The 24,872-nt window shown below is 60.9% G+C and carries 25 protein-coding genes; 23 read left to right on the forward strand and 2 right to left on the reverse strand.

Translation table 11 applies throughout. From position 1 onward, the window contains the following. Positions 1-49: 49 nt before the first annotated feature. The 16 genes from leuC to K0F85_RS05470 all read left to right on the forward strand — a co-directional run bounded on the left by leuC (position 50) and on the right by K0F85_RS05470 (position 17,954). The gene (gene leuC, locus K0F85_RS05395; protein WP_219114878.1) at positions 50-1,453 is read left to right on the forward strand and encodes a 3-isopropylmalate dehydratase large subunit; all 1,404 of its coding nucleotides are present in this window, start codon (positions 50-52) and stop codon (positions 1,451-1,453) included. 68 nt (positions 1,454-1,521) lie between these two features. Further along, positions 1,522-1,644, forward strand: coding sequence for an entericidin A/B family lipoprotein (locus K0F85_RS05400; protein ID WP_219114879.1), 123 nt, complete (start codon positions 1,522-1,524; stop codon positions 1,642-1,644). Positions 1,645-1,695: 51 nt separating this feature from the next. Then, entirely contained in the window at positions 1,696-2,343 is a 648-nt protein-coding gene (gene leuD, locus K0F85_RS05405; RefSeq protein WP_219114880.1) for a 3-isopropylmalate dehydratase small subunit, read from the forward strand. Between the two features lie 11 nt (positions 2,344-2,354). Then, on the forward strand, positions 2,355-3,425 hold the full coding sequence (gene leuB / locus K0F85_RS05410; RefSeq protein WP_219114881.1) for a 3-isopropylmalate dehydrogenase: 1,071 nt from the start codon (positions 2,355-2,357) through the stop codon (positions 3,423-3,425). A gap of 45 nt (positions 3,426-3,470) precedes the next feature. Beyond that, a complete protein-coding gene (gene asd / locus K0F85_RS05415) occupies positions 3,471-4,598 on the forward strand; it encodes an aspartate-semialdehyde dehydrogenase (RefSeq protein WP_219114882.1) in 1,128 nt (375 codons plus the stop codon). Between the two features lie 244 nt (positions 4,599-4,842). Continuing rightward, positions 4,843-7,299: a FimV/HubP family polar landmark protein gene (locus K0F85_RS05420; RefSeq protein WP_257572541.1), complete on the forward strand. Its 2,457-nt coding sequence runs from the start codon at positions 4,843-4,845 to the stop codon at positions 7,297-7,299. 146 nt (positions 7,300-7,445) lie between these two features. After that, complete coding sequence (gene truA, locus K0F85_RS05425; RefSeq protein ID WP_219114884.1) at positions 7,446-8,276, forward strand: tRNA pseudouridine(38-40) synthase TruA; 831 nt, start codon at positions 7,446-7,448, stop codon at positions 8,274-8,276. Next, positions 8,194-8,994 carry a phosphoribosylanthranilate isomerase gene (locus K0F85_RS05430; protein WP_257572559.1) on the forward strand — a complete coding sequence of 267 codons (801 nt, stop codon included), beginning with the start codon at positions 8,194-8,196 and terminating at the stop codon, positions 8,992-8,994. Before truA ends, K0F85_RS05430 begins: the two co-directional genes overlap by 83 nt. Then, positions 8,987-10,237 (forward strand): tryptophan synthase subunit beta, encoded by a 1,251-nt coding sequence (trpB, locus tag K0F85_RS05435; protein ID WP_219114886.1) that lies wholly within the window; start codon positions 8,987-8,989, stop codon positions 10,235-10,237. Before K0F85_RS05430 ends, trpB begins: the two co-directional genes overlap by 8 nt. 85 nt (positions 10,238-10,322) lie before the next feature. Continuing rightward, a complete protein-coding gene (gene trpA, locus K0F85_RS05440) occupies positions 10,323-11,120 on the forward strand; it encodes a tryptophan synthase subunit alpha (protein ID WP_219114887.1) in 798 nt (265 codons plus the stop codon). A 197-nt stretch (positions 11,121-11,317) separates the two neighbouring features. Beyond that, entirely contained in the window at positions 11,318-12,190 is an 873-nt protein-coding gene (accD, locus tag K0F85_RS05445) for an acetyl-CoA carboxylase, carboxyltransferase subunit beta (protein ID WP_219114888.1), read from the forward strand. Between the two features lie 101 nt (positions 12,191-12,291). Then, the gene (gene folC / locus K0F85_RS05450) at positions 12,292-13,590 is read left to right on the forward strand and encodes a bifunctional tetrahydrofolate synthase/dihydrofolate synthase (RefSeq protein ID WP_219114889.1); all 1,299 of its coding nucleotides are present in this window, start codon (positions 12,292-12,294) and stop codon (positions 13,588-13,590) included. Between the two features lie 24 nt (positions 13,591-13,614). Further along, on the forward strand, positions 13,615-14,598 hold the full coding sequence (locus K0F85_RS05455; RefSeq protein WP_219114890.1) for an SPOR domain-containing protein: 984 nt from the start codon (positions 13,615-13,617) through the stop codon (positions 14,596-14,598). Positions 14,599-14,618: 20 nt separating this feature from the next. Next, entirely contained in the window at positions 14,619-15,107 is a 489-nt protein-coding gene (locus K0F85_RS05460) for a CvpA family protein (RefSeq protein WP_219114891.1), read from the forward strand. A 38-nt stretch (positions 15,108-15,145) separates the two neighbouring features. Beyond that, on the forward strand, positions 15,146-16,669 hold the full coding sequence (gene purF, locus K0F85_RS05465) for an amidophosphoribosyltransferase (RefSeq protein ID WP_152250138.1): 1,524 nt from the start codon (positions 15,146-15,148) through the stop codon (positions 16,667-16,669). Between the two features lie 43 nt (positions 16,670-16,712). Further along, positions 16,713-17,954, forward strand: coding sequence for a cystathionine gamma-synthase family protein (locus tag K0F85_RS05470; protein ID WP_219114892.1), 1,242 nt, complete (start codon positions 16,713-16,715; stop codon positions 17,952-17,954). A 66-nt stretch (positions 17,955-18,020) separates the two neighbouring features. On the opposite strand, the gene lexA is transcribed toward K0F85_RS05470, so the two are convergent. Further along, a complete protein-coding gene (gene lexA / locus K0F85_RS05475; protein WP_219115017.1) occupies positions 18,021-18,668 on the reverse strand; it encodes a transcriptional repressor LexA in 648 nt (215 codons plus the stop codon). Positions 18,669-18,943: 275 nt separating this feature from the next. Between lexA and rpsF the strand changes: the two genes are divergently transcribed. The 7 genes from rpsF to K0F85_RS05510 all read left to right on the forward strand — a co-directional run bounded on the left by rpsF (position 18,944) and on the right by K0F85_RS05510 (position 23,752). Continuing rightward, a complete protein-coding gene (gene rpsF / locus K0F85_RS05480) occupies positions 18,944-19,330 on the forward strand; it encodes a 30S ribosomal protein S6 (RefSeq protein ID WP_010400028.1) in 387 nt (128 codons plus the stop codon). A 20-nt stretch (positions 19,331-19,350) separates the two neighbouring features. Beyond that, a complete protein-coding gene (priB, locus tag K0F85_RS05485; RefSeq protein ID WP_102121956.1) occupies positions 19,351-19,659 on the forward strand; it encodes a primosomal replication protein N in 309 nt (102 codons plus the stop codon). Positions 19,660-19,674: 15 nt separating this feature from the next. After that, entirely contained in the window at positions 19,675-19,965 is a 291-nt protein-coding gene (rpsR, locus tag K0F85_RS05490) for a 30S ribosomal protein S18 (protein ID WP_010400024.1), read from the forward strand. A gap of 27 nt (positions 19,966-19,992) precedes the next feature. Then, complete coding sequence (gene rplI / locus K0F85_RS05495) at positions 19,993-20,448, forward strand: 50S ribosomal protein L9 (protein WP_034783456.1); 456 nt, start codon at positions 19,993-19,995, stop codon at positions 20,446-20,448. A 145-nt stretch (positions 20,449-20,593) separates the two neighbouring features. Beyond that, positions 20,594-21,979 carry a replicative DNA helicase gene (locus K0F85_RS05500; protein ID WP_034750488.1) on the forward strand — a complete coding sequence of 462 codons (1,386 nt, stop codon included), beginning with the start codon at positions 20,594-20,596 and terminating at the stop codon, positions 21,977-21,979. Positions 21,980-22,072: 93 nt separating this feature from the next. Next, positions 22,073-22,699, forward strand: a complete 627-nt coding sequence (locus K0F85_RS05505) for a DUF47 domain-containing protein (protein ID WP_010400015.1) — start codon at positions 22,073-22,075, stop codon at positions 22,697-22,699. 42 nt (positions 22,700-22,741) lie between these two features. Then, positions 22,742-23,752 (forward strand): inorganic phosphate transporter, encoded by a 1,011-nt coding sequence (locus tag K0F85_RS05510; RefSeq protein ID WP_219114893.1) that lies wholly within the window; start codon positions 22,742-22,744, stop codon positions 23,750-23,752. Between the two features lie 46 nt (positions 23,753-23,798). On the opposite strand, the gene K0F85_RS05515 is transcribed toward K0F85_RS05510, so the two are convergent. Next, the gene (locus K0F85_RS05515; protein ID WP_219114894.1) at positions 23,799-24,695 is read right to left on the reverse strand and encodes an MBL fold metallo-hydrolase; all 897 of its coding nucleotides are present in this window, start codon (positions 24,693-24,695) and stop codon (positions 23,799-23,801) included. Positions 24,696-24,872: the final 177 nt, after the last annotated feature.

Below are 24,872 nucleotides of genomic sequence, written 5' to 3' on the forward strand. Positions count from 1 at the left end.
ATCAGTACGACAGATCACTTAAACAGGCTGTGGCAACGCCGCATAAATCATGATGAAGACGCTTTACGACAAACTCTGGGAATCCCACGTTGTTCGGGCCGAAGATGATGGCACGACAATTCTGTATATCGACCGGCACTTGCTGCACGAAGTCACCAGCCCGCAAGCCTTCGACGGTCTCAGCGTGGCTGGCCGCCAGCCGTGGCGCATTTCCGCCAACCTGGCCGTGGCCGACCATAACGTGCCCACCACCAGCCGCGTCGACGGCATAGCCGACCCGGTTTCGCGCCTGCAGGTGGAAACCCTGGACAAGAACGCCAAGCACTACGGCTTGACCTACTTCAACATGAACGACAAGCGCCAGGGTATCGTGCATGTGATCGGCCCTGAACAGGGCGCGACCCTGCCCGGCATGACGGTCGTCTGCGGCGATTCGCACACGTCCACGCACGGCGCCTTCGGCGCGCTGGCGCACGGCATCGGCACGTCCGAAGTGGAACACGTGCTGGCCACGCAGACCTTGCTGCAAAAGAAATCCAAATCCATGCTGGTGCAAGTCGACGGCGCCTTGCCGGCCGGCGTGACGGCGAAGGATATCGTGCTGGCCATCATCGGCAAGATCGGCACGGCTGGCGGCACCGGCTACTGTATCGAGTTCGGTGGCGCGGCCATCCGCGCCCTGTCGATGGAAGGGCGCATGACGGTGTGCAACATGGCCATCGAGGCGGGCGCGCGCGCCGGCATCATCGGCGTGGACGACACCACCATCAATTACGTCAAGGGCCGTCCGTTTTCGCCAGCCGGTCCGCACTGGGAGCGCGCCGTGGCGTATTGGCGCACCCTGCATTCGGACCCGGGCGCCCGCTTCGACCTGGTGGTCACTCTCAACGCGCAAGAGATTGTGCCGCAAGTGACCTGGGGCACCTCGCCCGAGATGGTGACCGGCGTCGATGGCCGCGTGCCTGACCCTGACCAGGAAAAAGACAGCGTCAAGCGCGACGCGATGGAAAAGGCGCTGGTCTACATGAACCTCAAGCCCAATACCGCCATCGAAGACATCCGCATCGACAAAGTCTTCATCGGTTCCTGCACCAATTCGCGCATCGAAGACTTGCGCGCGGCCGCCGCCGTGGTGCGCGGCAAGTACCGTGCCTCCAACGTCACCCTGGCGCTGGTAGTGCCCGGCTCCGGCCTCGTCAAGGACCAGGCCGAACGCGAGGGTCTGGACCGCATCTTCAAGGACGCGGGCTTTGAATGGCGCGAGCCGGGCTGCTCCATGTGCCTGGCCATGAATGCTGACCGCCTGGAACCGGGAGAACGCTGCGCCTCGACCTCGAACCGCAACTTCGAAGGTCGGCAGGGGCAGGGCGGACGTACCCACCTGGTGTCGCCTGCGATGGCGGCGGCGGCGGGCATCGCCGGCCACTTTGTCGACGTGCGGGGATTGCGATGAAGGCGGGCACTGGCGCCGCTGGCGTACACTAGCGCTTCCAGTCCCAAATTTCTTATCGAGAACGCATCATGAAAAAACTCTTCGCCCTCCTCATCGCCTCCGTCATCCTGTCCGGCTGCAACACCGTCTCCGGCATTGGCCGCGATGTGCAGAAAGTCGGCCAGGTCGTCACTGGCGCCGGCGGAAAATAAACCGTGACGTGGCGGCGCCCTGCGCCGCGCGTCCTACCGAGTAGAAACAGCATGGATAAATTTACGATTTATGAAGGCCTGGTGGCACCGCTGGACCGCGCCAACGTCGACACCGACGCGATTATCCCGAAGCAATTCCTGAAATCGATCCACCGCAGCGGTTTCGGCCCCAACCTGTTCGACGAATGGCGTTACCTCGACCATGGCGAACCGGGCCAGGACAATAGCCGCCGCCCGCTGAACCCCGATTTCGTGCTCAACGAGCAGCGCTACCAGGGCGCCTCAATCTTGCTGACGCGCAAGAACTTCGGCTGCGGTTCCTCGCGCGAGCACGCGCCATGGGCACTCGATCAATATGGCTTCCGTGCCATCATCGCGCCATCGTTTGCCGACATCTTCTTCAACAATTGCTACAAGAACGGCTTGCTGCCCATCGTGCTGTCGGAGGCCCAGGTCGAGCACCTGTTCAATGAAGTCAAGGCCTTCCCCGGCTACAAGCTGGTGGTGGACCTGGAACAGCAATGCGTGCGCACCAGCAATGGCAGCGTCTCGTACCCGTTCGAGATCGACGCCTTCCGCAAATATTGCCTGATGAATGGCCTCGACGATATCGGCCTGACCCTGCGCCATGCCGACGATATCCGCGCCTTCGAAGAACGGCATTTGACTAATCAGCCATGGTTGGCGAACGTAATTTAAAGATTAAATCCATGAAAATTGCAATCTTACCCGGTGACGGCATCGGTCCTGAAATCGTCGCGCAAGCCGTCAAGGTCTTGCAAGTGCTGGGCGAATCGTTCGAACTGGAAACGGCACCCGTGGGCGGCGCCGGCTATGCGGCCCACGGCCACCCTTTGCCGGAAGGCACTTTGGCGCTGGCCAAGGCGGCCGATGCCGTGCTGTTCGGCGCCGTCGGCGACTACCAGTACGACAACTTGGAGCGCCAGTTCCGCCCGGAACAGGCGATTTTGGGCTTGCGCAAGAACCTGGGCCTGTTCGCCAACCTGCGTCCGGCCATTCTGTACCCGGAACTGGCGGGCGCCTCGACCCTGAAGCCGGAAGTGGTGGCCGGCCTGGATATTCTGATCATCCGCGAATTGACGGGTGACATTTATTTCGGCCAGCCGCGCGGCGTGCGCGAGTGCCCGGACGGTCCGTTCAAGGGCCAGCGCGAAGGTTTTGACACCATGCGTTATGCGGAAGGCGAAATCCGCCGCATCGCCCACGTGGCTTTCCAGGCCGCGCAAAAGCGCGACAAGCGCCTGACCAGCGTGGACAAGGCGAACGTGCTGGAAACCTTCCAGTTCTGGAAAGACATCGTCATCGACGTGCACAAGGAATACCCGGACGTGGCGCTCGACCATATGTATGTCGACAACGCGGCCATGCAACTGGTGCGGGCGCCGAAGAAATTCGACGTCATGGTGACCGGCAACATGTTTGGCGACATCTTGTCGGACGCGGCCGCGATGCTGACGGGTTCGATCGGCATGTTGCCGTCCGCCTCGCTTGATGCCAACAACAAGGGCTTGTACGAGCCATCGCACGGTTCGGCGCCCGATATCGCCGGCAAGGGTATCGCCAATCCGCTGGCGACGATTTTGTCGGCCGCCATGATGTTGCGTTATTCGCTCAACCGCGAAGAGCAGGCAAACCGCATCGAGGCAGCCGTGAAGAAAGTGCTGGCGCAGGGCTTGCGCACGGCCGACATCCACGAAGCGGGCACGACTTTGGTCGGTACCGAGGCCATGGGTGATGCAGTTGTAAAAGCACTGGGATAAAATAGTCTAATGACGGCAGTCGCCGTCTCATTTTGAGGAATGGTAATGAAATTAGTTGGCTTGGTAGGTTGGCGCGGTATGGTCGGTTCGGTCTTGATGCAACGCATGCAGGAAGAGGGCGATTTCGCCCACATCGAACCGGTATTTTTCACGACCTCGAACACGGGCGGCGCGGCGCCGGCCATGGCGAAGAATGAAACCATCCTCAAGGATGCCAACAATATCGCCGAACTGTCCAAGTGCGACATCATCATTTCCTGCCAGGGCGGCGACTACACGAGCGCTGTCTTCCCGCCATTGCGCGCGGCGGGCTGGAACGGCTACTGGATCGATGCGGCTTCGACCTTGCGCATGGAAAAAGACGCCGTCATCGTGCTCGACCCGGTCAACCTGCACGTCATCAAGGATGCGCTGGGCAAAGGCGTCAAGAATTACATCGGCGGCAATTGCACCGTATCGTGCATGATGATGGGCCTGGGCGGCCTGTTCCAGCACGACCTGATCGACTGGATGACGTCGATGACCTACCAGGCGGCATCGGGCGGCGGCGCGCAGCACATGCGCGAACTGCTGACGCAATTTGGCACCATCAACGGCTCCGTCAAGGCGCTGCTGGACAACCCCGCTTCCGCCATCCTGGAAATCGACCGTCAGGTGCTGGCCACCCAGCACGGCTATTCCCCCGATGAAATCAAGCAATTCGGCGCGCCGCTGGCCGGCAACCTGATCCCGTGGATCGACAAGGACCTGGGTAACGGCCAGTCGAAGGAAGAGTGGAAGGCGGGCGCGGAAACGAACAAGATCCTGGGCCGCGGCATCGACTTTGGCACCCAGGAAATTCCTGTCGACGGCCTGTGCGTGCGCATCGGCGCCATGCGCTGCCATTCGCAAGCCCTGACCATCAAGCTGAAAAAAGACGTGCCGCTCGATGAAATCAACGACATCATCGCCAGCAATAATCAGTGGGTCAAGCTGGTCCCGAACACGCGCGAAGCGTCCGTGCGTGACCTGTCGCCGGCAGCCGTGACGGGCAGCCTGACGATCCCTGTCGGCCGCGTGCGCAAGATGAGCATGGGGGGCGAATACCTGTCCGCGTTCACCGTGGGCGACCAGTTGCTGTGGGGCGCGGCCGAGCCGCTGCGCCGCATGCTGCGCATCCTGCTGGACGCGTAATGGCAATAAATTGCTGAGCAAGACCAAGCCGGGGCTGTTTCCCCGGCTTTTTTTTCGTCCTGAGCCCGTCAAGGCGCAACCATGCGGAGCTTGCATAGCTCTGGGCATGATGATATGTTGATACCTCTGGAAAAGTAACTGTTTTCCCATGTCAACTAAGATGCCGCCAACTATGCCTGTACACACTCGTCCCCGGGTCGCCTCCCTTGCCATTAAAACACTCAGCAGCGCTGTCGCCTGCGCGGTGTTATTGTCACCGGCGGCATCCGCAGCCGAGCTGGGCAAGATCACGGTGCTGTCCGCCGCCGGCCAGCCGCTGCGCGCCGAGGTCGAATTATCGGCCGTCAAGCCAGGCGAGGCAGCCAGCCTGCTGGCCAAGCTGGCGCCGCCTGACGCCTACCGCCAGGCCAACGTGGAATTCAATCCCGCCCTGAACGCGCTGACGTTTGCCGTGGAAAACCGCAACGGCAAGCCCTTCATCCGCATCAGCTCGGCGCAAGCGGTGGCCGAACCCATGGTCGACCTGCTGCTGGAACTGAGCAGCAAGAGCGGTCGCCAGGTGCGCGAATATGCGTTCGTGCTCGACACGCCGGAAGCGCGCCAGACGCGCGGCGCGCAAGTGACGGCGCCAGTCGAGCCGGGCAAGGCCAAGCCGGCCGCCGCCGCTGCCGATACGCCGCCCGCGCCGAAAAAGGTGGCGGGCGAATACAAGGTCAGGACAGGCGATACCCTGAGCCGCATCGCCAGCGAACTGAAACCATCGGGCGTCTCGCTCGACATGATGCTTGTGGCCCTGTATCGCGCCAATCCCGATGCCTTCATGGGCGAGAACATGAACCGCATGCAGGCCGGGCGCATCCTGGCCGTGCCGGGTGCCGACACCGTGCGCGCTATCGGCGCGGCTGAAGCGAAGGGCATCGTGACGGCGCACGCCATCGATTTTGAAGCCTACCGCAACAAGCTGGCAGGCCAGGTGTCGCAAAGCAAGCCGACCAAGGCCGCGCAAGCGACGCAAAGCACGGCCGGCAAGATCGGGCCTACCCGCGTGCAGGAAAAGCCGACGGCCGTGAGTGAGTCGCAAGACAAGCTGAAACTGTCGAAGGCGGAGCCGACGGCCAAGTCGGCCGGCAAGAGCACTGTCGCCAGCGAGGAAGACAAGATCGCCAAGGCAAAACAGGTCGATGAAGCGGCTGCCCGCGTGAAAGAGCTGGAAAAGAACGTCAGCGACCTGGAAAAGTTGATGGCGGTGAAGAACAAGGCCATGGCCGACAAGAGTGCTCCTGCGCCCGCCAAAACGGCCGAGTCCGCTGCCAGCGCACCGGCCGACGCCCAGCCGCCCGTACTTCAGCCGGCGGCACCGAAAGCGAAACCGGTGCCGCTGGTGAGAAAGCCATCGCCGCTGGAACCGACCATTACCGACAAGATCAACGACCACCTGGGAGCCATCGGCATCGGCCTGGCCGCGCTGCTGGCAGCCGTGGCTGCACTGGTGATCGCGCGCCGGCGCAAGGAAACGCCGCCGCCCGCAGCAGACATCGCCCCCGTGTTCGAGCCGGAAGCGCCGCTGGCGCCGCCGGCCGGCCTGGCACCGGAAGACCAGCAATCCGAAGCGAGCAACCACCTGTTCGGCACGGGCGCCGCTGCTGCCGGCGTGGCCGCTGCTGGCGCCAGCATGCTCGATGCGAATGAAACGGACCCGGTCGCCGAAGCCGACGTGTATATCGCCTACGGCCGCGATGGCCAGGCCGAAGATATTCTCAAGGAAGCCTTGCGCATCCATCCTGAACGCCATGCGGCGCGCCTGAAGCTGCTGGAAATCTATTCGGCCCGCAACGACGCGCGCGCGTTTGAAGATCAGGCCAGCGAGCTGTACAGCCTGACGCGGGGCCAGGGCGAAGAGTGGCCGCAGGCCGCTGCGCTGGGCCTGGCGCTCGATCCCACCAATCCCCTGTATGGCGATACGGAAGATGATGCCGTTGTCAGCCTGAGCAAGGCTGCCGGCGACGACTTGCAGGGCCAGAGCATGGATTTGCCTGACGAACCGGCGACGCCGCTGGCCGACCTGGCGCCGGCCGAGCCGGCCACTGTTCCCGTCCGCGATGCGCGCGATCCCCTCGATTTTGACCTCGACAGCCTCGATTTCGAGCCCGTATCCACCAGCGATCCCATCGTCATGCCGGGGCCGGACAGCAAGCCGCAGGCCACCACGCAGGATGCGCACTACGACGCCAGCATGGATTTCGGCCTGGACCTGGAGCCGCCAGCCGGTCCCGTGAATGGTGTGGGCGCAGGTTTAACGCCCTTGCCTGACCCCTTGAAAGACGTGGACTTGGCCCATTTCGACCTCGACGAGCCCGTGGCGCCAGCTGCCGCACCCGTCGCGGCGGCCGAGCCATCCCTCGACAGCCTGTTTGACGACGCGCAAACGCCAGCCGCCTTGCCGGAAGCCACTCCGCCGGCGCAAGAATTCGACCTGTCCGGCATCGATCTGGACCTCAACGACGGCAAGACGGCCAGCGTGGGCGTGGACGACCCGTTGTCGGCCATCCATATGGAAATGGATACCAAGCTGGACTTGGCGATCGCTTACCAGGAAATCGGAGACAAAGAAGGCGCGCGCGAGCTGATCGATGAGGTCATCAAGGGCGGTAGTGCCGAACAGGTCGCCAAGGCGAATACCATGCGTGCGCTGCTGAGCTAAGCACCTGATACGACGTCCATGGCTGCGTTGCACGGTCTCGCCGTACTATTCGTACTGTCTTCGACCGCGCGCCTTGCCCTGAACGCCGTCTCAGGCGCTTGTGTGGCCGGAAGGCGAGGCCGCCTTTGCGCCGGTATAATGCTTCGATGCAAAATATTACGACAGCAACGCCATTGAAGCGTATCGTCCTCGGCCTGCAGTACGACGGCACGGCCTGGCATGGATACCAGAAACAGGAAGATGGGCAGACGGTGCAGGACCAGCTGGAAAACGCGCTGGAGCAGTTTGCCCGCGTGCGCCTGGCCACGACCTGCGCCGGCCGCACGGATACGGGTGTGCATGCGCTCGAGCAAGTCGTGCACTTCGATACGGCATTGAACCGCGACGTGCACGCGTGGGTGCGCGGCGTCAACGCCTTCCTGCCGAAATCCATCGCCGTGCGCTGGGCCAAAGAGCTGGCCGGCGACCCCACCGTCAACGATTTTTTCCACGCCCGCTTCAGCGCCCGCGCGCGCACCTATCATTATGTGTTGTACAACAACGCCACCCGTTCGCCGCTGGTGGAAGGGCGCGCCGGTTTCTTTTTCCGTCCGCTGGACGTGGAGCTGATGCGCCAGGCCGTGCAGCCCTTGCTGGGCTGGCATGACTTCACGGCCTTCCGCGCGGCGCAGTGCCAGGCCAAGTCGCCCGTCAAACTCATGCACGACATCCGCATCGAACGGCGCGGCGATTGCGTCATCTTCACCATTACGGCGAATGCTTTTCTGCACCACATGGTGCGCAACCTGGTCGGCTCGCTAGTGTATATCGGCACGGGGCGTGAAAAGCCGGACTGGCTGGGGCACTTGCTTGAAAGTAAAGATCGCCACGCGGCGGCGCCCACCTTCATGCCGGATGGCCTGTATCTGGCGCAGATCGATTACGATCCGAAATGGGCGTTACCGCAAGACAGCAGCAGCGCCTTGCCCTGGTTCTGACGTTTCGCATCAAGCAATAACCTCAAGGAATAACATGCCACGCACACGCATCAAGATCTGCGGCCTGACCCGCGCCGAAGACATCCAGGCCGTCGTGGCGGCGGGCGCCGACGCCATCGGCTTCGTGTTTTATCCGAAAAGTCCCCGCTACGTGACGCCCGAGCAGGCAGCTGCCCTGATCGCCACCATGCCGCCCTACGTGACAACGGTGGGCCTGTTCGTCAATGCCACGCTGGACGAGGTGCGGGCGACCCGGGCCGTGGCGCCCTTGTCGCTGCTGCAATTTCATGGTGACGAGACGCCCGAACACAGCGCCGCGCTGGCCGGTGCCGTGCATACGCCGTTTACGCAAGTGTTCCGCGTCAAACCCGACACCACCTCGGAAGATTTGCTAGAATACGAACAGCGCTATCGCGCCGCCAGTCCCTTGTTCTCCAGCCTCTTGTTGGACACCTATGTGGATGCTTACGGCGGTGCAGGAAAGGTATTCGATTGGTCCCTCATTCCAGAAGAACTCGCGCCTCGGGTCGTTTTAAGTGGTGGCTTGAGCGTACAAAACGCGACTGACGCAGTGGTGCGCGTGCGCCCTTACGCCGTCGACATCAGCAGTGGTGTCGAAGCGTCCAAGGGTATCAAGGACGCATCCCGAGTCCGCGCGTTTATCGCCGCGGTGCAGGATGCCGATGCCATCATTGCCAGAGGAAACCACCATGAATGACCACACTACCACGCCCGGCGCAGCCGCCGCATTATTTCACGCCACCGATTACCCATTCCCTGACCCGCGCGGCCACTTCGGCCCGTATGGCGGCGCGTTTGTTGCCGAAACGCTCACGCATGCGCTGGCCGAACTGAAGGAAGCCTACGCCCGCTACAGCGTTGATCCGGAGTTCCTGGAAGAATTCCGCTACGAGTTGAAACACTTCGTCGGCCGTCCATCGCCCATCTACCACGCCAAGCGCTGGTCCGAAATGGCCGGCGGCGCGCAAATCTATTTCAAGCGCGAAGACTTGAACCACACGGGCGCGCACAAGATCAATAACGTGATCGGCCAGGCCTTGCTGGCCAAGCGCATGGGCAAGCCGCGCATCATCGCCGAGACGGGTGCCGGCCAGCACGGCGTGGCCACCGCCACGATCTGCGCCCGCTTCGGCCTCGAATGCGTGGTCTACATGGGCAGCGAAGACGTCAAGCGCCAGGCGCAGAACGTGTACCGCATGAAATTGCTGGGCGCCACCGTCGTGCCCGTGGAATCGGGCTCCAAGACCTTGAAAGATGCGCTGAACGAAGCCATGCGCGACTGGGTCACCAACATCGAAAACACCTTTTATATCATCGGCACCGTGGCCGGCCCCCATCCTTACCCCATGATGGTGCGCGACTTCCAGTCCGTCATCGGCGAGGAATGCCTGGTGCAGATGCCGGAAATGACGGGCCGCCAGCCGGACTACGTGCTGGCTTGCATCGGCGGCGGCTCGAACGCTATGGGCATTTTTTACCCGTATATCGACCAGAAGGATGTCAAACTGATCGGCGTGGAAGCGGCCGGCGAAGGATTGGATACGGGCAAGCACTCGGCTTCGCTGGCGGCGGGCTTCCCGGGCGTGCTGCATGGCAACCGCACCTATCTGCTGCAGGATGAGAATGGCCAGATCATCGAGACGCATTCCGTCTCGGCCGGCCTCGACTATCCGGGCGTGGGACCGGAACATGCGTGGCTGAAAGACTTGGGCCGCGCGCAATACGTCTCCATCACGGATGACGAGGCCTTGCAAGCCTTCCACGACTGTTGCCATATCGAAGGCATCATTCCGGCCCTGGAATCGTCGCACGCGCTGGCCTACGCGGCCAAGCTGGCGGCCACCTTGCCGAAAGACCAGATCGTGCTGGCCAACCTGTCGGGCCGTGGCGACAAGGACATGCATACGGTGGCGGAGCGTATGGGATTGAATTTCAGTTAAGTCACTGACCATCCCCATGTTGCGCAGGTCGGGTTGGCGCGAACGCGTAACCCGACATTTTTCACCGATAACACGAAAGCATGCCATGTCCCGTATCGCCACTACCTTTGCCAATTTAAAATCCAACAACAAGACCGGCCTGGTCACCTTTATCACCGCTGGCGACCCCGGCCCCGACGCTACCGTGCCCCTGATGCACGCGCTCGTCGAAGGCGGTGCCGACGTGCTGGAACTGGGCGTGCCGTTTTCCGACCCCATGGCCGAAGGCCCCGTCATCCAGCGCGCTTGCGAGCGGGCCTTGAAATTCAATGTCGGCATCCACGATGTGTTTGGCTATGTGCACCAGTTCCGTGCCAGGAACCAGACGACACCCGTCGTGCTGATGGGCTATGCGAATCCCATCGAGCGCATCGGCAGCGCCGCGTTTATTGAGGCAGCGCAAGCGGCCGGCGTCGATGGCGCCATCGTCGTCGATTATCCGCCCGAAGAATGCGAGGAATTCGCCGCCGCCATGCGCGCCGCAGGCCTCGACCTGATTTTCCTGCTGTCGCCCACCTCGACCAAAGAGCGCATCGCGCAAGTGGCCAAGGTCGGCGGCGGCTTCAGCTACTATGTGTCGCTGAAGGGCGTCACGGGCGCGGGCAACATTGATACGCAACAGGTGGCGGAGCGCCTCGCGGCCATCCGTCAGCATGTAAAATTACCCATCGGCGTGGGCTTCGGCATCCGCGATGGCGCCACGGCCAAGGCCGTTGCCGAGGTGGCCGATGCCGTCGTGATCGGCAGCCGTATCATCCAGGAGATAGAAAATGCCCCCGAAGGTGGTGCCGTCGATGCCGTGCGCAGCTTTACGGCAGGTATCCGCGCCGCACTGGATGCCTGAGCAAGCTTATTGTTTACGCAAGCTCGGCTGGCAGCAAAGTTCGACAGTCCGGCGATAAACGGCTACACTTCGGCCACTGATTTTCCTGTTATTGTGCAATAGATAAAATTTTTGATGGCGCCCTGCGGGGCGTCGCCGTTTACCGTCTGCCGGGGGCGTCCACCGACGTTACCCCTACAAGGGCCCAAGGAGAAAATATGAGTTGGTTGGAAAAACTGCTGCCACCGCGCATCCAGCGTTCTGATGCTGCCGCGCGCAAGACCATGCCGGAAGGCCTGTGGGTCAAGTGTCCGTCGTGCGAAGCCGTGCTGTACCGTACGGACCTGGAATCGAATCTGCACGTGTGCCCGAAATGCGATCACCACATGCGCATCCGCGCGCGTGAACGTCTCGACAGCCTGCTCGACGCGGGTGGTCGCTATGAAATCGGCCAGGAAATCCTGCCTGTCGATACCTTGAGATTCAAGGATAGCAAGAAATACCCGGACCGCCTGAAGTCCGCCATGGAAGCGACTGGCGAGACGGATGCGATGGTCGTCATGGGCGGCGCCATCATGAGCCTGCCAGTGGTCGTGGCGTGCTTCGAATTCGAATTCATGGGCGGCTCCATGGGCTCCGTCGTGGGCGAGCGCTTCGTGCGCGGCGCGCAGATCGCGCTGGAACAGAAAGTGCCGTTCATTTGCATCACCGCCACCGGTGGCGCGCGCATGCAGGAAGGCTTGCTGTCGCTGATGCAGATGGCCAAGACCACTGCCATGCTGACCAAGCTGTCGGAAAAGAAACTGCCCTTCATCAGCGTGCTGACCGACCCGACCATGGGCGGCGTGTCCGCCTCGTTCGCCTTCATGGGCGATGTGGTGATCGCTGAGCCGAAAGCGCTGATCGGTTTTGCCGGCCCGCGCGTGATTGAAAACACCGTGCGCGAAAAACTGCCGGAAGGCTTCCAGCGCGCCGAGTTCCTCGTTACCAAGGGCGCCGTCGACATGATCGTCGACCGCCGCAAGATGCGCGAAGAAATCGCCCGTTTGCTGGCCTTGTTGCAAAACCAGGCCGTCGAAGTCTTGGCGTAATGCCAAAGTAACAGGCCGGGCGGTGTCCAGCGGACCCGCCCGGTTGCCACGCCACACCGTTTGCGCGCCTCGCGCACTGTCTCCTCATCAAGAAGTCTCCCATGCACAAGCTCCCCACCACATTGCCGGAATGGCTCGCCATGCTGGAAACCCGCCATTCGGAAACCCAGATCAACATGGGCCTGGACCGCGTGCAAGCCGTCAAGGCGCGCATGCAACTGGCTTTTACTTGCCCCGTGATCATGGTGGCGGGCACGAATGGCAAGGGTTCCACCTGCGCCATGCTGGAATCCGTGTTGTTGCGTGCCGGCTACAAAGTAGGGCTGTACATCAAGCCGCACTTTCTCGACTTCAATGAGCGCGCCCGCGTGCTGGGCGAGATGGCCAGCGACGCGCAAATCGTCGCCAGCTTCCATGCCGTCGAAGCCGTGCGTGGCGACACGCCGCTGACGTATTTCGAATTCACCACCCTGGCGATCCTGCATTTGCTGTCGCAAGCCAAGCTGGACGTGGCCATCCTGGAAGTGGGCCTGGGGGGGCGTCTGGACGCCGTCAACGTGATCGATGCCGACGTGGCCATCGTCACCAGCGTCGACATCGACCACACGGATTACCTGGGCGACACGCGCGAAGCGATCGGCTTTGAAAAGGCGGGCATCTTCCGTCCGGGCAAGGCCGCCATCTGCAGCGACCCGGTGCCGCCACAGTCCTTGATCGAGCATGCTGAAGCCATCGGCGCCGATCTGTGGCTGATGGGCCGCGACTTCAATTATTCGGGCGACAAGCAGCAGTGGAACTATGGCGGGCGCGAGCAGCGCCGCAATTCGCTCGCGTATCCAAGCTTGCGCGGCGCCAACCAGATCCTCAATGCGACGGCCGTGCTGGCGGCGCTGGAAGTACTGAAATTGACACTGCCCGTGGGCGCGCAGGAAGTGCGCACGGGGCTGGTGACGGTAGAGCTGCCGGGCCGCTTCCAGGTCTTGCCTGGGCGCCCCAGCGTGATTCTCGACGTGGCGCACAATCCCCATGCAGCTTCGGCGCTGAACCAGAATCTGGGCAATATGGGCTACCACCCTTACACCTATGCCGTGTTCGGTTCCATGCAGGACAAGGATATCGATGGCGTGCTGGCCGCGATGGGCGAACATGTCGACCACTGGTGCCTGACGGGCCTGCCTTCGCCGCGCGCGGCCACGGCTTCCGAGCTGGCAGCCAAGGTGCAGATCATGCTGGAAGATAAGCCCGACAGCAGCGAGCATACTGTGTCTATTTTCGATGATCCGGCACAAGCTTTTGCAAATGCAATGAGCCGGGCCGGTGAGAATGATAGAATTGTGGTCTTTGGTTCTTTCCTCACCGTTGCCGGCGTGATGAAGGCCAAAAAATCCTCACTTCACTGAAACGCACTCGACTGAAAATCACGCATGGGCTTGTTCTCGAAACTGTTTAAAAACAAGCAAGAAACCTCTGGCGAAGACAGCGGCTTTTATGTCCCTGGCGAAGCACAGTCGCCGACCCGCAAGCGCGCCGCCAATACCGCCGGCGGCGGCGGATCGCGCCGTGGCGGCAAGGAAGCGCCGGATCCGGTCTTGCCTGAAAAAAAGCGCGCACGCCGTCGCCTGGTCGGGGCCATCGCCCTGGCCCTGGGCGTCGCTGTCGGCTTGCCGATGCTGCTCGATTCCGAGCCGAAAGCACCGTTCAACGATATCGCCATCGACATTCCGTCGAAGGAAAAGGCCGCCGTGCCTGCGCCCGTGCCGGCCGTCCCGACCCAGGCTGCATCGAATGGCCTGGACCAGTCCGAGGAAATCGTCGACGCTCCGCTGCCGCCCGCGGCCAAGCCCACGCCGGCACCGGTGCTGGCTGCGGCTCAGCCTGCACCGCTCAAGCCGAGTTATGTGGAACCGAAGCCCGAGCCCAAGCCCGAACCCAAGCCGCTCAAGGTCGAGACCAAGCCGGAGCCGAAGCACGAAACCAGGCCCGAGCCCAAGGTCGAGCCGAAACACGAGCCCAAGTCCGAGTCTAAGCCTGAGTCCAAGCATGAAGTCAAAGTGGAAACCAAGCCTGAGGCCAAGCCTGCCAAACCGGCGCAAGCGGCCGACGATGCCGCGCGCGCGCTGGCTATCCTGGAAGGCAAGCCGATGGTGAAGCCGCAAGAGAAAGCGCACGATGCCGGCAGCGGCAAGTTCGTGGTGCAGGTGGCGGCGCTGGCGACGCAGGACAAGGTCGATGAATTGCAGGACAAGTTGCGCGAAGCGGGCATCAAGTCGTACACGCAGAAAGTCGCCAGCCCTGCGGGCGAGCGCATCCGTGTACGGGTTGGCCCGTTTGGCAGCCGCGAAGACGCCGAAAAGACCCGCGCCAAGCTGCAAAAGCTGGGTCTGGGCGGCAGCCTGGTGCCGGCGTGATGTTGCAAGGCTGAACGCGCGTGACAATCTTCGATTACCTGGTGTTGTTCGTGCTGGTGACTTCCGTGCTGATCAGTATGATGCGCGGCCTGGTCAAGGAAATACTGTCCCTGGTCAGCTGGATCGTGGCTTTCGTCATTGCCAACGCTTATGGCGCCACCGTGGCGAAATTCCTGCCGGAAGTCGTGCCGGGCGAAGCCGTCCGTTTGTTGCTGGCCTTCGTGGTGGTGTTCATCGGCGTGCGCATCTTGATGGGATTGCTCTCCATGACGGTCGACGCCCTGGTCAAGGTGACGGGCTTGAGCCTGGCCGATCGCACGCTGGGCAGCCTGTTCGGCGTGGCGCGCGGCCTTGTCATCGTGCTGACCGCCGTCATCTTGTGCGGCATGACTTCCATACCGCAGCAGCCGTTCTGGAAAAACGCGCTGCTCAGCCCGCTCGCGGAGCAAGGCGCGCGCGCCATCAAGCCTTATCTGCCTGCCGCTTACGCGCAGCATGTGAAATTTTGAATTTTTTTAAAATCAGTAGCACAGTTTAGGAGCACACCATGTGTGGCATCGTCGGCGTCGTTTCCCATCAACCTGTCAATCAATTGCTCTATGATGCATTGTTGCTCCTGCAACATCGCGGTCAGGACGCGGCAGGGATTGCGACCAATCACAGCAGTATGTTTTCCATGCACAAGGCCAATGGTCTCGTGCGTGACGTCTTCCGTACGCGCAACATGCGTTCGCTGCAAGGCACGACGGGCATCGGCCATTGCCGTTACCCTACGGCCGGTTCGTCGAGCGAAGAGGAAGCACAACCGTTCTATGTGAATGCGCCGTTCGGCATTACCCTGGCGCACAATGGCAACCTGACCAACTGGGAACAGTTGAAACAGGAAATGTTCAAGAACGACCGCCGCCATATCAATACCGATTCCGATTCGGAAGTGCTGCTCAACGTGCTGGCGCATGAAATCCAGGAAGCGACGACGGGCCTGAACCTCGACCCGGAAGCCATCTTCAAGGCCGTTACCGTGCTGAACCGCCGCGTCAAGGGCGGGTATGCCGCCGTGGCGCAAATCGCCGGCGTGGGTCTGCTGGCTTTCCGCGACCCGCACGGCATCCGTCCGCTGTGCCTGGGCATCAATGAAACGGAGCAGGGGCCTGAATACCTGATCGCCTCCGAATCCGTGGCACTGGAAGGCATGGGCTTCCGCTTCGTGCGCGACATCGGTCCCGGCGAAGCCGTCTTCATCGATGCAGACAAGCAATTGCACAGCGCCCAGTGCGCCGACAATGCCAGCCTGAACCCGTGCGTGTTCGAGTTCGTCTACCTGGCCCGACCCGACTCCGTCATCGACGGCGCCTCCGTGTATGCCACGCGCCTGAAAATGGGCGAGTATCTGGCCGAGAAGATCCGCGCCGAGTTGCCAGGCGTACATATCGACGTGGTCATGCCGATTCCCGATTCCTCGCGTCCTGCCGCCATCCAGCTGGCCATGGCGCTGAACATCGAATACCGCGAAGGCTTCATCAAGAACCGCTACATCGGCCGCACCTTCATCATGCCGGGCCAGGCGGCGCGCAAGAAGTCCGTGCGCCAGAAGCTCAACGCGATTCCCTCCGAATTCAAGGACAAGGTCGTCTTGCTGGTCGACGATTCCATCGTGCGCGGCACCACCAGCCGTGAAATCGTGCAGATGGCGCGCGAAGCGGGCGCGACGAAAGTCATCTTCGCCTCGGCCGCGCCGCCGGTCATCTACCCGAACGTGTATGGCATCGACATGCCGACGCGCGACGAGCTGATCGCCTACGGCCGCACGACGGAAGAAGTGTGCCGCGAAATCACGGCCGACTACCTGGTGTACCAGGATATCGGCGCGCTGAAGCAGGCGATCGCCGACGTCAACCCGGCCCTGACGAACTTCGAGGCCTCGTGCTTCGATGGCGTGTACGTGACGGGCGACGTGTCGCAGGAATACCTGGACCGCCTGGAATATGCGCGCCACCATCCGAAGGCGGCAGCGCCCGAAGATACGCCGCGTTCCCAGCTGAACCTGAACCTGGCGACAACGGAAGCATAAGTAACCTGCCCGGCCTGCGCCGGGCTTTTTTTTCTCCGCGATCATGAACGATAAAAAAAACTACGGCTTTACCACCACCATCCTGCATAACGACCGCCGCAAGGGCATCGAGCATGGCTCGCTGCACAAGCCCGTGCACACCTCCGTTGCCTTTGGCTATGCTGACGCGCGCCAGCTCGCTTCCGTATTCCAGGGCAAGGAAGCGGGTTTCCGCTATGGCCGCCAGGGCAATCCGACCGTGTCCGCGCTGGAAGACAAGGTCAACAAGATGGAAGACGGCGTGGCAACCCTGTGTTTCGCCACCGGCATGGGCGCCATCGGCGCCGTCGTGCAATCCTTGCTGCGCGCGGGCGATCATGTGGTTTCGTCGGCCTTTTTGTTTGGCAACACCAACAGCCTGTGGCAAACGGTGACGGGGCAGGGCATCGCCGTGTCGTTTGTCGACGCCACGCTTGTCGCCAACGTGGCGGCCGCCATCACGCCGGCCACGCGCATCGTCTTCGTGGAAACCATCGCCAATCCGCGCACGCAGATCGCCGACCTGAAAAAAATTGGTGACTTGTGCCGCGAGAAGGGCATCCTGTACATCGTCGACAACACGATGACGACGCCCTACCTGTTCCGCCCGAAAGCCGTGGGCGCGGGCCTGGTGGTCAATGCACTGACGAAATCCATTGGCGGCCACGGCAATGCCCTGGGCGGCAGCCTGACGGATACGGGCGTGTTCGACTGGACGCAGTACCCGAACATTTTCGATAATTATAAAAAGGCGGCGCCGGCGCAGTGGGGCATCGCGCAAATCCGCGCCAAGGCCTTGCGCGACTTTGGCGCCTCGCTGGGCCCGGAAGCGGCGCACCATATCGCCGTCGGCGCGGAAACCATGGCCTTGCGCATGGACCGCACCTGCTCGAATGCCCTGGCGCTGGCCACCATGCTTGCCGCCGACCCGCGCGTCGCTGCCGTGCATTATCCGGGCCTGGCGTCGCACCCGCAGCACGCGCTGGCGACGGAGCTGTTCCGCAGCTATGGCTCGCTGTTCAGCTTTGAGTTGAAGGACGGCATCGACTGCTTCGATTTCCTGAATCGTCTCGACCTTGCCATTCCGGCGAGCAACCTCGGCGACACGCGCACCCTGGTCATTCCCGTCGCCCACACAATCTTTTACGAGATGGGTGCCGAACGCCGCGCCAGCATGGGCATCGCCGAGTCCCTGATTCGCGTGTCGGTCGGCATCGAGGATGAGCTTGATCTGCTTGATGATTTCCGCCAGGCACTCGATGCGTAGGTAGCCGGATAAATGAAAAGGGCCGCAACAGTCATGCTGTTGCGGCCCTTTTTTACGGACAGTGGTTTAATGCCAGCTGCGCATCAGTCCGACTGCCAGGCCTTCCAGTGCGAACTCATCTTCCGGCGACACGGTAATGACCTTGAAGTCGGGGTTTTCCGGCAGCAGTTCGATGACGGAGCCCGTTTTCTTGTAGCGCTTGACGGTGACTTCGTCGCCGATGCGGGCCACGACGATCTGGCCATTCTTGGCGCTGTCGACTTTCTTGACTGCCAATAAATCGCCATCCATGATGCCGGCGTCGCGCATGGACCAGCCGCGCACCTTCAGCAGGAAGTCCGGCTTGGCCGAAAACAGGGCCGGGTCGACGTTGTAGCTCGCTTCCAGGTTTTCCTGCGCCAGAATGGGCGAGCCGGCCGCCACTCTGCCGATCAGGGGCAGTGACATCAGCAGCGCTGCCGGTACCTTCGATGCGAGGGCTTCGGCTGCCGCACTCGCCGCCGCACCGATCAGGCGGATGCCGCGCGAGGTGCCAGGTGAAATCTCGATCGCGCCCTTGCGCGCCAGGGCCTGCAAGTGCTCTTCGGCCGCATTGGCCGATTTGAAACCCAGTTCATTGGCGATTTCGGCACGGGTGGGAGGAAAGCCCGTGTTTTCAATCGCGTCCTTGATCAGGTTCAGAATTTGTTCTTGTCGTGCTGTCAGCTTGATCATGAGCGGTGGGTGCATACTAAAATGCTGTCTATATGAACAGTCTGTATTTTTGTACAGTATCGCCCACTATGCAAGGGGATTTCCATGTTTTAGGCGAATTTCCCGAGAAATAGTCGTCCATGGCCGGAAAGCCCGGTGGCGCACGGGCTTTTCGGCTGCTGGTGGAAGGAATGATTGAAACCTTTGCAAAAGGCGGTTATAATCTTCGGCTGACCTTCCCACACCCGTCTTGACGCCGGGGTGGGCGATTATCAATCCGACCTGAAGGAGTTTGCATGCGTCATTATGAAATAGTCTTTATCGTCCATCCGGACCAAAGCGAGCAAGTGCCCGCGATGATCGAACGCTACAAAGCCAGCGTAACCACCCGCGGCGGTTCGGTTCACCGCGTGGAAGATTGGGGCCGCCGTCAAATGGCTTACTCGATCCAAAAGCTGCCTAAAGCACACTACATCTGCCTGAACATCGAATGCGACAACGAGACCCTGGTCGAGTTGGAAACAGCATTCAAATTCAATGATGCCGTGTTGCGTCACCTGACCGTTAAAATGAAGAAAGCTGAAACAGCTCCTTCGCCGATGATGAAATCGGTACAACGTGAAGACGCGGCCAAAAGCCACCGCACCGAAGCACCAGCAGCCGCTCCAGCCGCAGCAGCTTAATTCTTGACCAGGATCGTGCGCTGAACCAGTTACAAGTCACCGCCATCATTGCCGAACGCGAAATATTGCGTTATACCCCGGCAGGGCTGCCGATTGTGAATGCAGTATTGCAACACAGTTCGCAGCAGATGGAAGCAGGGATTGCCCGTTTGACCGAGTTTGATGTTGCCGCGCTAGCCGCTGGCGAAATCTCAGGCCGGTTCAGTCAGGCAAGCTTGGGCGGGGTCTATCAGTTCACGGGTTTCCTGGCAAGAAAGAGCCGCAACAGCAAGAGTTTGGTGTTTCACATCATTGATTTTAGTGCAGTCACTTTGACTAGCGCATTTTAGATACAGGAGCCTGACATGGCATTCGGTAAAAAGTTCGACAAAAATAAGCTCAAGCTTAAAGAAAAACGCAAACAGCAAAATCCGTTGTTCAAACGCAAGAAGTTCTGCCGCTTCACCGCAGCTCACGTTGAGCAAGTCGACTACAAAGACGTCGACACGCTGAAAGACTTCGTCCAAGAAAACGGCAAGATCATGCCAGCACGCCTGACCGGTACCAAAGCGCACTACCAGCGCCAAGTCGACACCGCAATCAAGCGCGCTCGCTTCCTCGCGCTGCTGCCATACACCGATCTGCACCACGCTTAATCGGTCAGATATTCCTGGAGAAGAACTATGCAAATCATTCTGTTAGAAAAAGTTGTTAACGTCGGTAACCTCGGCGAAGTCGTCAAAGTCAAAGACGGTTACGCACGTAACTTCCTGATCCCGCAACGCCTGGCACGTCGTGCTACGGCAACCGCTGTGGCTGAATTCGAAGTCAAGCGCGCCGAACTGGAAAAAGCTGCTGCCGCCAAACTGGCCGCATCGCAAGCCCAGGGCGAAAAACTGAGCGGTCTGACCGTTCAAGTTGCTCAAAAAGCTGGTGTTGATGGCCGTCTGTTCGGTTCCGTCACCAACTTCGACATCGCTGAAGCGCTGACCAAGCAAGGTTTTGCTGTTGAAAAAGCACAAATCCGCATGCCTACCGGCCCGCTGAAGATCGTTGGCGAGCACAACGTTTCGGTTGCTCTGCACACCGACGTGGTCGTGGAAGTCGTTATCGCTGTCGTTCCAGACGCGAACGCGTAATCGTCTGCGGGCCTGGCCCGCAAGCGCTACCGTGCTGTCAAGCACGATGAAAAGCCGGGTTCGCCCGGCTTTTTTGTGGCCTTTTTTTCGCTCAATTTCAGCCCTTTATTTTTGCCAGCACGCCGAAGCGGGTATAATTCGCGCCATGAACGCCCCCTCTGATCCGCAACTGGATTCCCTCCGTATTCCGCCGCATTCGATCGAAGCAGAACAATCCGTCATCGGTGGTCTGCTGCGCGACAATGCAGCGTATGACCGCATCGCCGACTTCATGCATGCGGAGGATTTCTATCGCTATGACCATCGCATCATCTTCGAGCAAATCGTCAAGATGGTTAACGCTTCCAAGCCAGCCGATGTCATTACTGTTTTTGAAACCCTGACCCAGCTCGGCAAGGCCGATGATGTGGGCGGACTCGCTTACCTGAACGCCATGGCGCAGAACACGCCATCGGCCGCGAACATCCGGCGCTACGCCGAGATCGTGCGCGACCGCGGCGTGCTGCGTAAACTCATCACCGTCGCCGACGATATCTCTGGCACGGCCTTCAGCCCGCAGGGCAAGGAAGTCAAGCAGATGCTTGACGAGGCCGAGTCGAAGATTTTCGCCATCGCGGAAGAAGGCGCACGCGGCGCCCAGGGCTGGACCGCCATCCAGCCCCTGCTGACGCAAGTAGTCGAGCGCATCGACGAACTGTACAGCCGCGACAACCAGAGTGAAATCACGGGCGTGCCCACCGGTTTCATCGATCTCGACCGCATGACCTCCGGTCTGCAGCCGGGCGACCTGGTGATCGTGGCGGGACGTCCTTCGATGGGCAAGACGGCGTTTTCCGTCAACATCGGTGAAAACGTGGCCATCGACAGCGGCTTGCCCGTGGCCGTGTTCTCGATGGAGATGGGCGGCGCCCAGCTGGCCATGCGTATGCTCGGCTCCGTCGGGCAGCTCGACCAGCATCGCCTGCGCACAGGCCGCCTGAACGACGAAGACTGGCCGCGTCTGACGAATGCGATTCAAAAGATGAACGACGCGCAGTTGTACATCGATGAAACGCCGGCCCTGAATTCCATCGAATTGCGCGCCCGCTCGCGCCGTTTGTCGCGTCAGTGCGGCAAGCTGGGCCTGATCATCGTCGATTACTTGCAGCTGATGTCGGCCAATACGCCGGGTGACAACCGCGCTACCGAGATTTCCGAGATTTCACGGGGCTTGAAAGGCCTGGCGAAAGAACTCGGTTGTCCCGTGATCGCCCTGTCCCAGCTGAACCGCTCGCTGGAACAACGTCCGAACAAGCGTCCAGTCATGTCGGACTTGCGCGAATCGGGCGCTATCGAGCAGGATGCCGACGTGATCCTGTTCATTTACCGTGACGAAGTGTATAACCCCGACTCGCCCGACAAGGGCACGGCGGAAATCATCATCGGCAAACAACGTAACGGTCCAATCGGCAGCATCCGCCTCACCTTCATGGGGCAGTACACCAAATTTGGCAATTACAGTGGTGGCCTGGCGCTTTACCAGGGCGACTAAGACTCATCAGCACTGATATTCCAATGGCCGCCCCCTCATACGGGGCGGCTTTCTGTAGTAAATAACACGACTCAATGCTTAACGGAGAATGACATGTTTGGACGCTTGATGCCCACTGAGGGCAAGTTTTTTGAATTGTTTAACCAGCACGCGGAACTGTGCGTCAAGGGCGCTAAAGAGATGCTCGGCCTGATGACCAATTTCGACGACCTGGAAAACCGCGTGCATGCGATCGAAAGCATCGAGAAGCAGGCGGACAAAGTCACTTACGCCACCGTGGAAATGCTGCACAAGACCTTCATCACGCCGATCGACCGTGACGACATCCATCAGCTGATCACGCGCCAGGACGACATCCTCGACCTGCTGGAAGATGCGGCGCAAACCGTCTCGCTGTATGACCTGAAAGCCGTCACGCCGGAAGCCAAGCGCCTGGCCGAACTGGTGCTGGCCTGTACCGAAAAAGTGCGCGACGCCGTCGCCATGCTGCACAACATGGATAATTCGCGCAAGATCGTCGCCATCTGCGAAGAAATCGACCGCCTGGAATCGGATGCCGACCACGTGATGCGCGCCGCCATGTCCAAACTGTTCCGCGACGAACCGGATGTGCGCAACCTGATCAAGCTGAAAGCGATCTACGAAATTCTGGAAACCGTGACCGACCGTTGCGAAGATGTGTCCAATATTATCGAAGGCATCATCGTCGAAAACGCGTAAGCGTTGGGCCTGTCCTGAACCAGAATCAGAAAAGAAACTACAATGACCATACAAATCAGCATCTACGTGCTAGGCCTGTTGATCGTCCTCGCGCTGCTGTTTGACTTCATGAACGGCTTCCATGATGCCGCCAACGCGATCGCCACAGTGGTCTCGACGGGGGTATTGAAACCGCAGACTGCGGTTGCCATGGCCGCCACGTTCAACTTCGTCGCCATCTTCGTGTTCCACCAACTGACCGTGGCCGCCACGGTGGGCAAGGGCACCATAGACCCGACAGTGATCGACCAGTACGTGGTCTTCGGCGCACTGATGGGCGCCATCTTCTGGAATTTATTTACCTGGTATTACGGTATTCCTTCGTCCTCCTCGCACGCGCTGATCGGCGGCCTGGTGGGCGCCGCCGTGGCCAAGTCGGGCACGGGTGCGCTGGTCGCGGCCGGCCTGTGGAAAACCGTGGCCTTCATCGTGATCGCACCCGTGCTGGGCTTTGTGTTCGGCTCGATCATGATGCTGCTCGTGTCGTGGATTTTTGTGCGTTCCACGCCGCGCAAGGTCGACAAGTGGTTCCGCCGTTTGCAACTGGCATCGGCTGCCGCCTACAGTCTGGGCCATGGCGGCAATGATGCGCAAAAGACCATCGGCATCATCTGGATGCTGCTCATCGCCGCCGGCTATTCGAGCGCGGCCGACGAGATGCCGCCGCTGTGGGTCATCATCTCGTGCTACACAGCCATCAGCTTCGGCACCTTGTTCGGCGGCTGGCGCATCGTCAAGACCATGGGGCAGAAGATCACCAAGCTCAAACCGGTCGGCGGCTTCTGCGCCGAAACGGGCGGCGCGATCACCCTGTTCGTCTCGACGGCGCTGGGTATCCCTGTGTCGACCACGCATACCATCACTGGCGCCATCGTCGGCGTCGGCTCGGCACAAAAAATGTCGGCCGTGCGCTGGGGTGTCGCGGGCAATATCGTCTGGGCCTGGATCTTCACGATTCCGGCATCCGCTTTCGTGGCGGCAATCGCCTGGTGGATAGGCCACCATATAATGTGATGGATAGTCAACGCCAGTAAAAAGGGAGCCTTGCGGCTCCCTTTTTTTATGCGCCGGCCAGTTCCACCGTGAGTCCCTCGTAGGCGAGGAACACCTGCAAGCCGTCCAGGCGGCTCGCATAGCGGCCCATCACGTCGGCAAACACGGCTTCGAGCTGCGCGTCGCTGCGGGTCGGTTCGTGGTGGGTGCAGTACAGGCGCCGCGCGCCGCAGCGCAGTGCCAGGTCGAAGGCGGCGTCGAAGGTGCCGTGGCCCCAGCCTTGCTTGCCCGGGTATTCCTCGCGCGTGTACGAGCAATCCATGATCAGCGCATCGACGCCGGCGATCAATGCGTCGATGGTGGCCTGGCGCTGCGCATTGCGCGCCGCGCAAGCCGCATGCTCGGCATGGCCGGGCGGATGCAGGTTGTAGAACGGTTCATGGTCGCCACTGAAAAACAGTGCGGCGCCGCCGCAGTCGATGCGGTAGCCGAGGTTGACGACAGGGTGGTTCATTTCTACACCGCGCACGTGTGCGCCACCCGCCTCGACGGCTTCGCCGGGCGCCAGCGTGCGGTACTCGATGCAGGCCGCCATGGCCGCTTCGCTGACCGGGAAATAGCTGTTTTGCAGCTGCACCGCCATCACGTGCTCGATACCGCGTCCGGCGGCCGCATCGTGGGCGCCGTGCAGGCGCATGCGGTTGCCGGCCACGAACAGAGGCGAAAACATGGGCAGGCCGTGGATGTGGTCCCAGTGGCTGTGCGTGATGAAGACGTGCGCGTCGACAGGCTCTCCCGGTGGCAATTGCTGCGCCAGCGAGAAGATGCCGCTGCCCGCATCGAGAATGATCAGGCTATCGTCGTCAGTGCGCACTTCGATGCACGTGGTGTTGCCGCCATAGCGCGCCGTGCGCGGGCCGGGAGAGGGGATGGAGCCGCGCACGCCCCTGAACGTGAATTTCATTCAGTACCTTGTTACGGTGTAATTATTGTTGATTCTATTCTAATTAATGAGGTTGGCGGCAACATTTATGGATGTTGCGATACGGCAAGTTATTTCATTTTGTTGTAACTAAGTAATGTACAGTGCGCAGGGTGACCGTTACACTGGCGCTTGCCGACTTCCTTTTCCTTACCTGAT

The organism is Janthinobacterium sp. UMAB-56 (assembly GCF_900095265.1).
Taxonomy (GTDB): Bacteria; Pseudomonadota; Gammaproteobacteria; order Burkholderiales; family Burkholderiaceae_D; genus Janthinobacterium.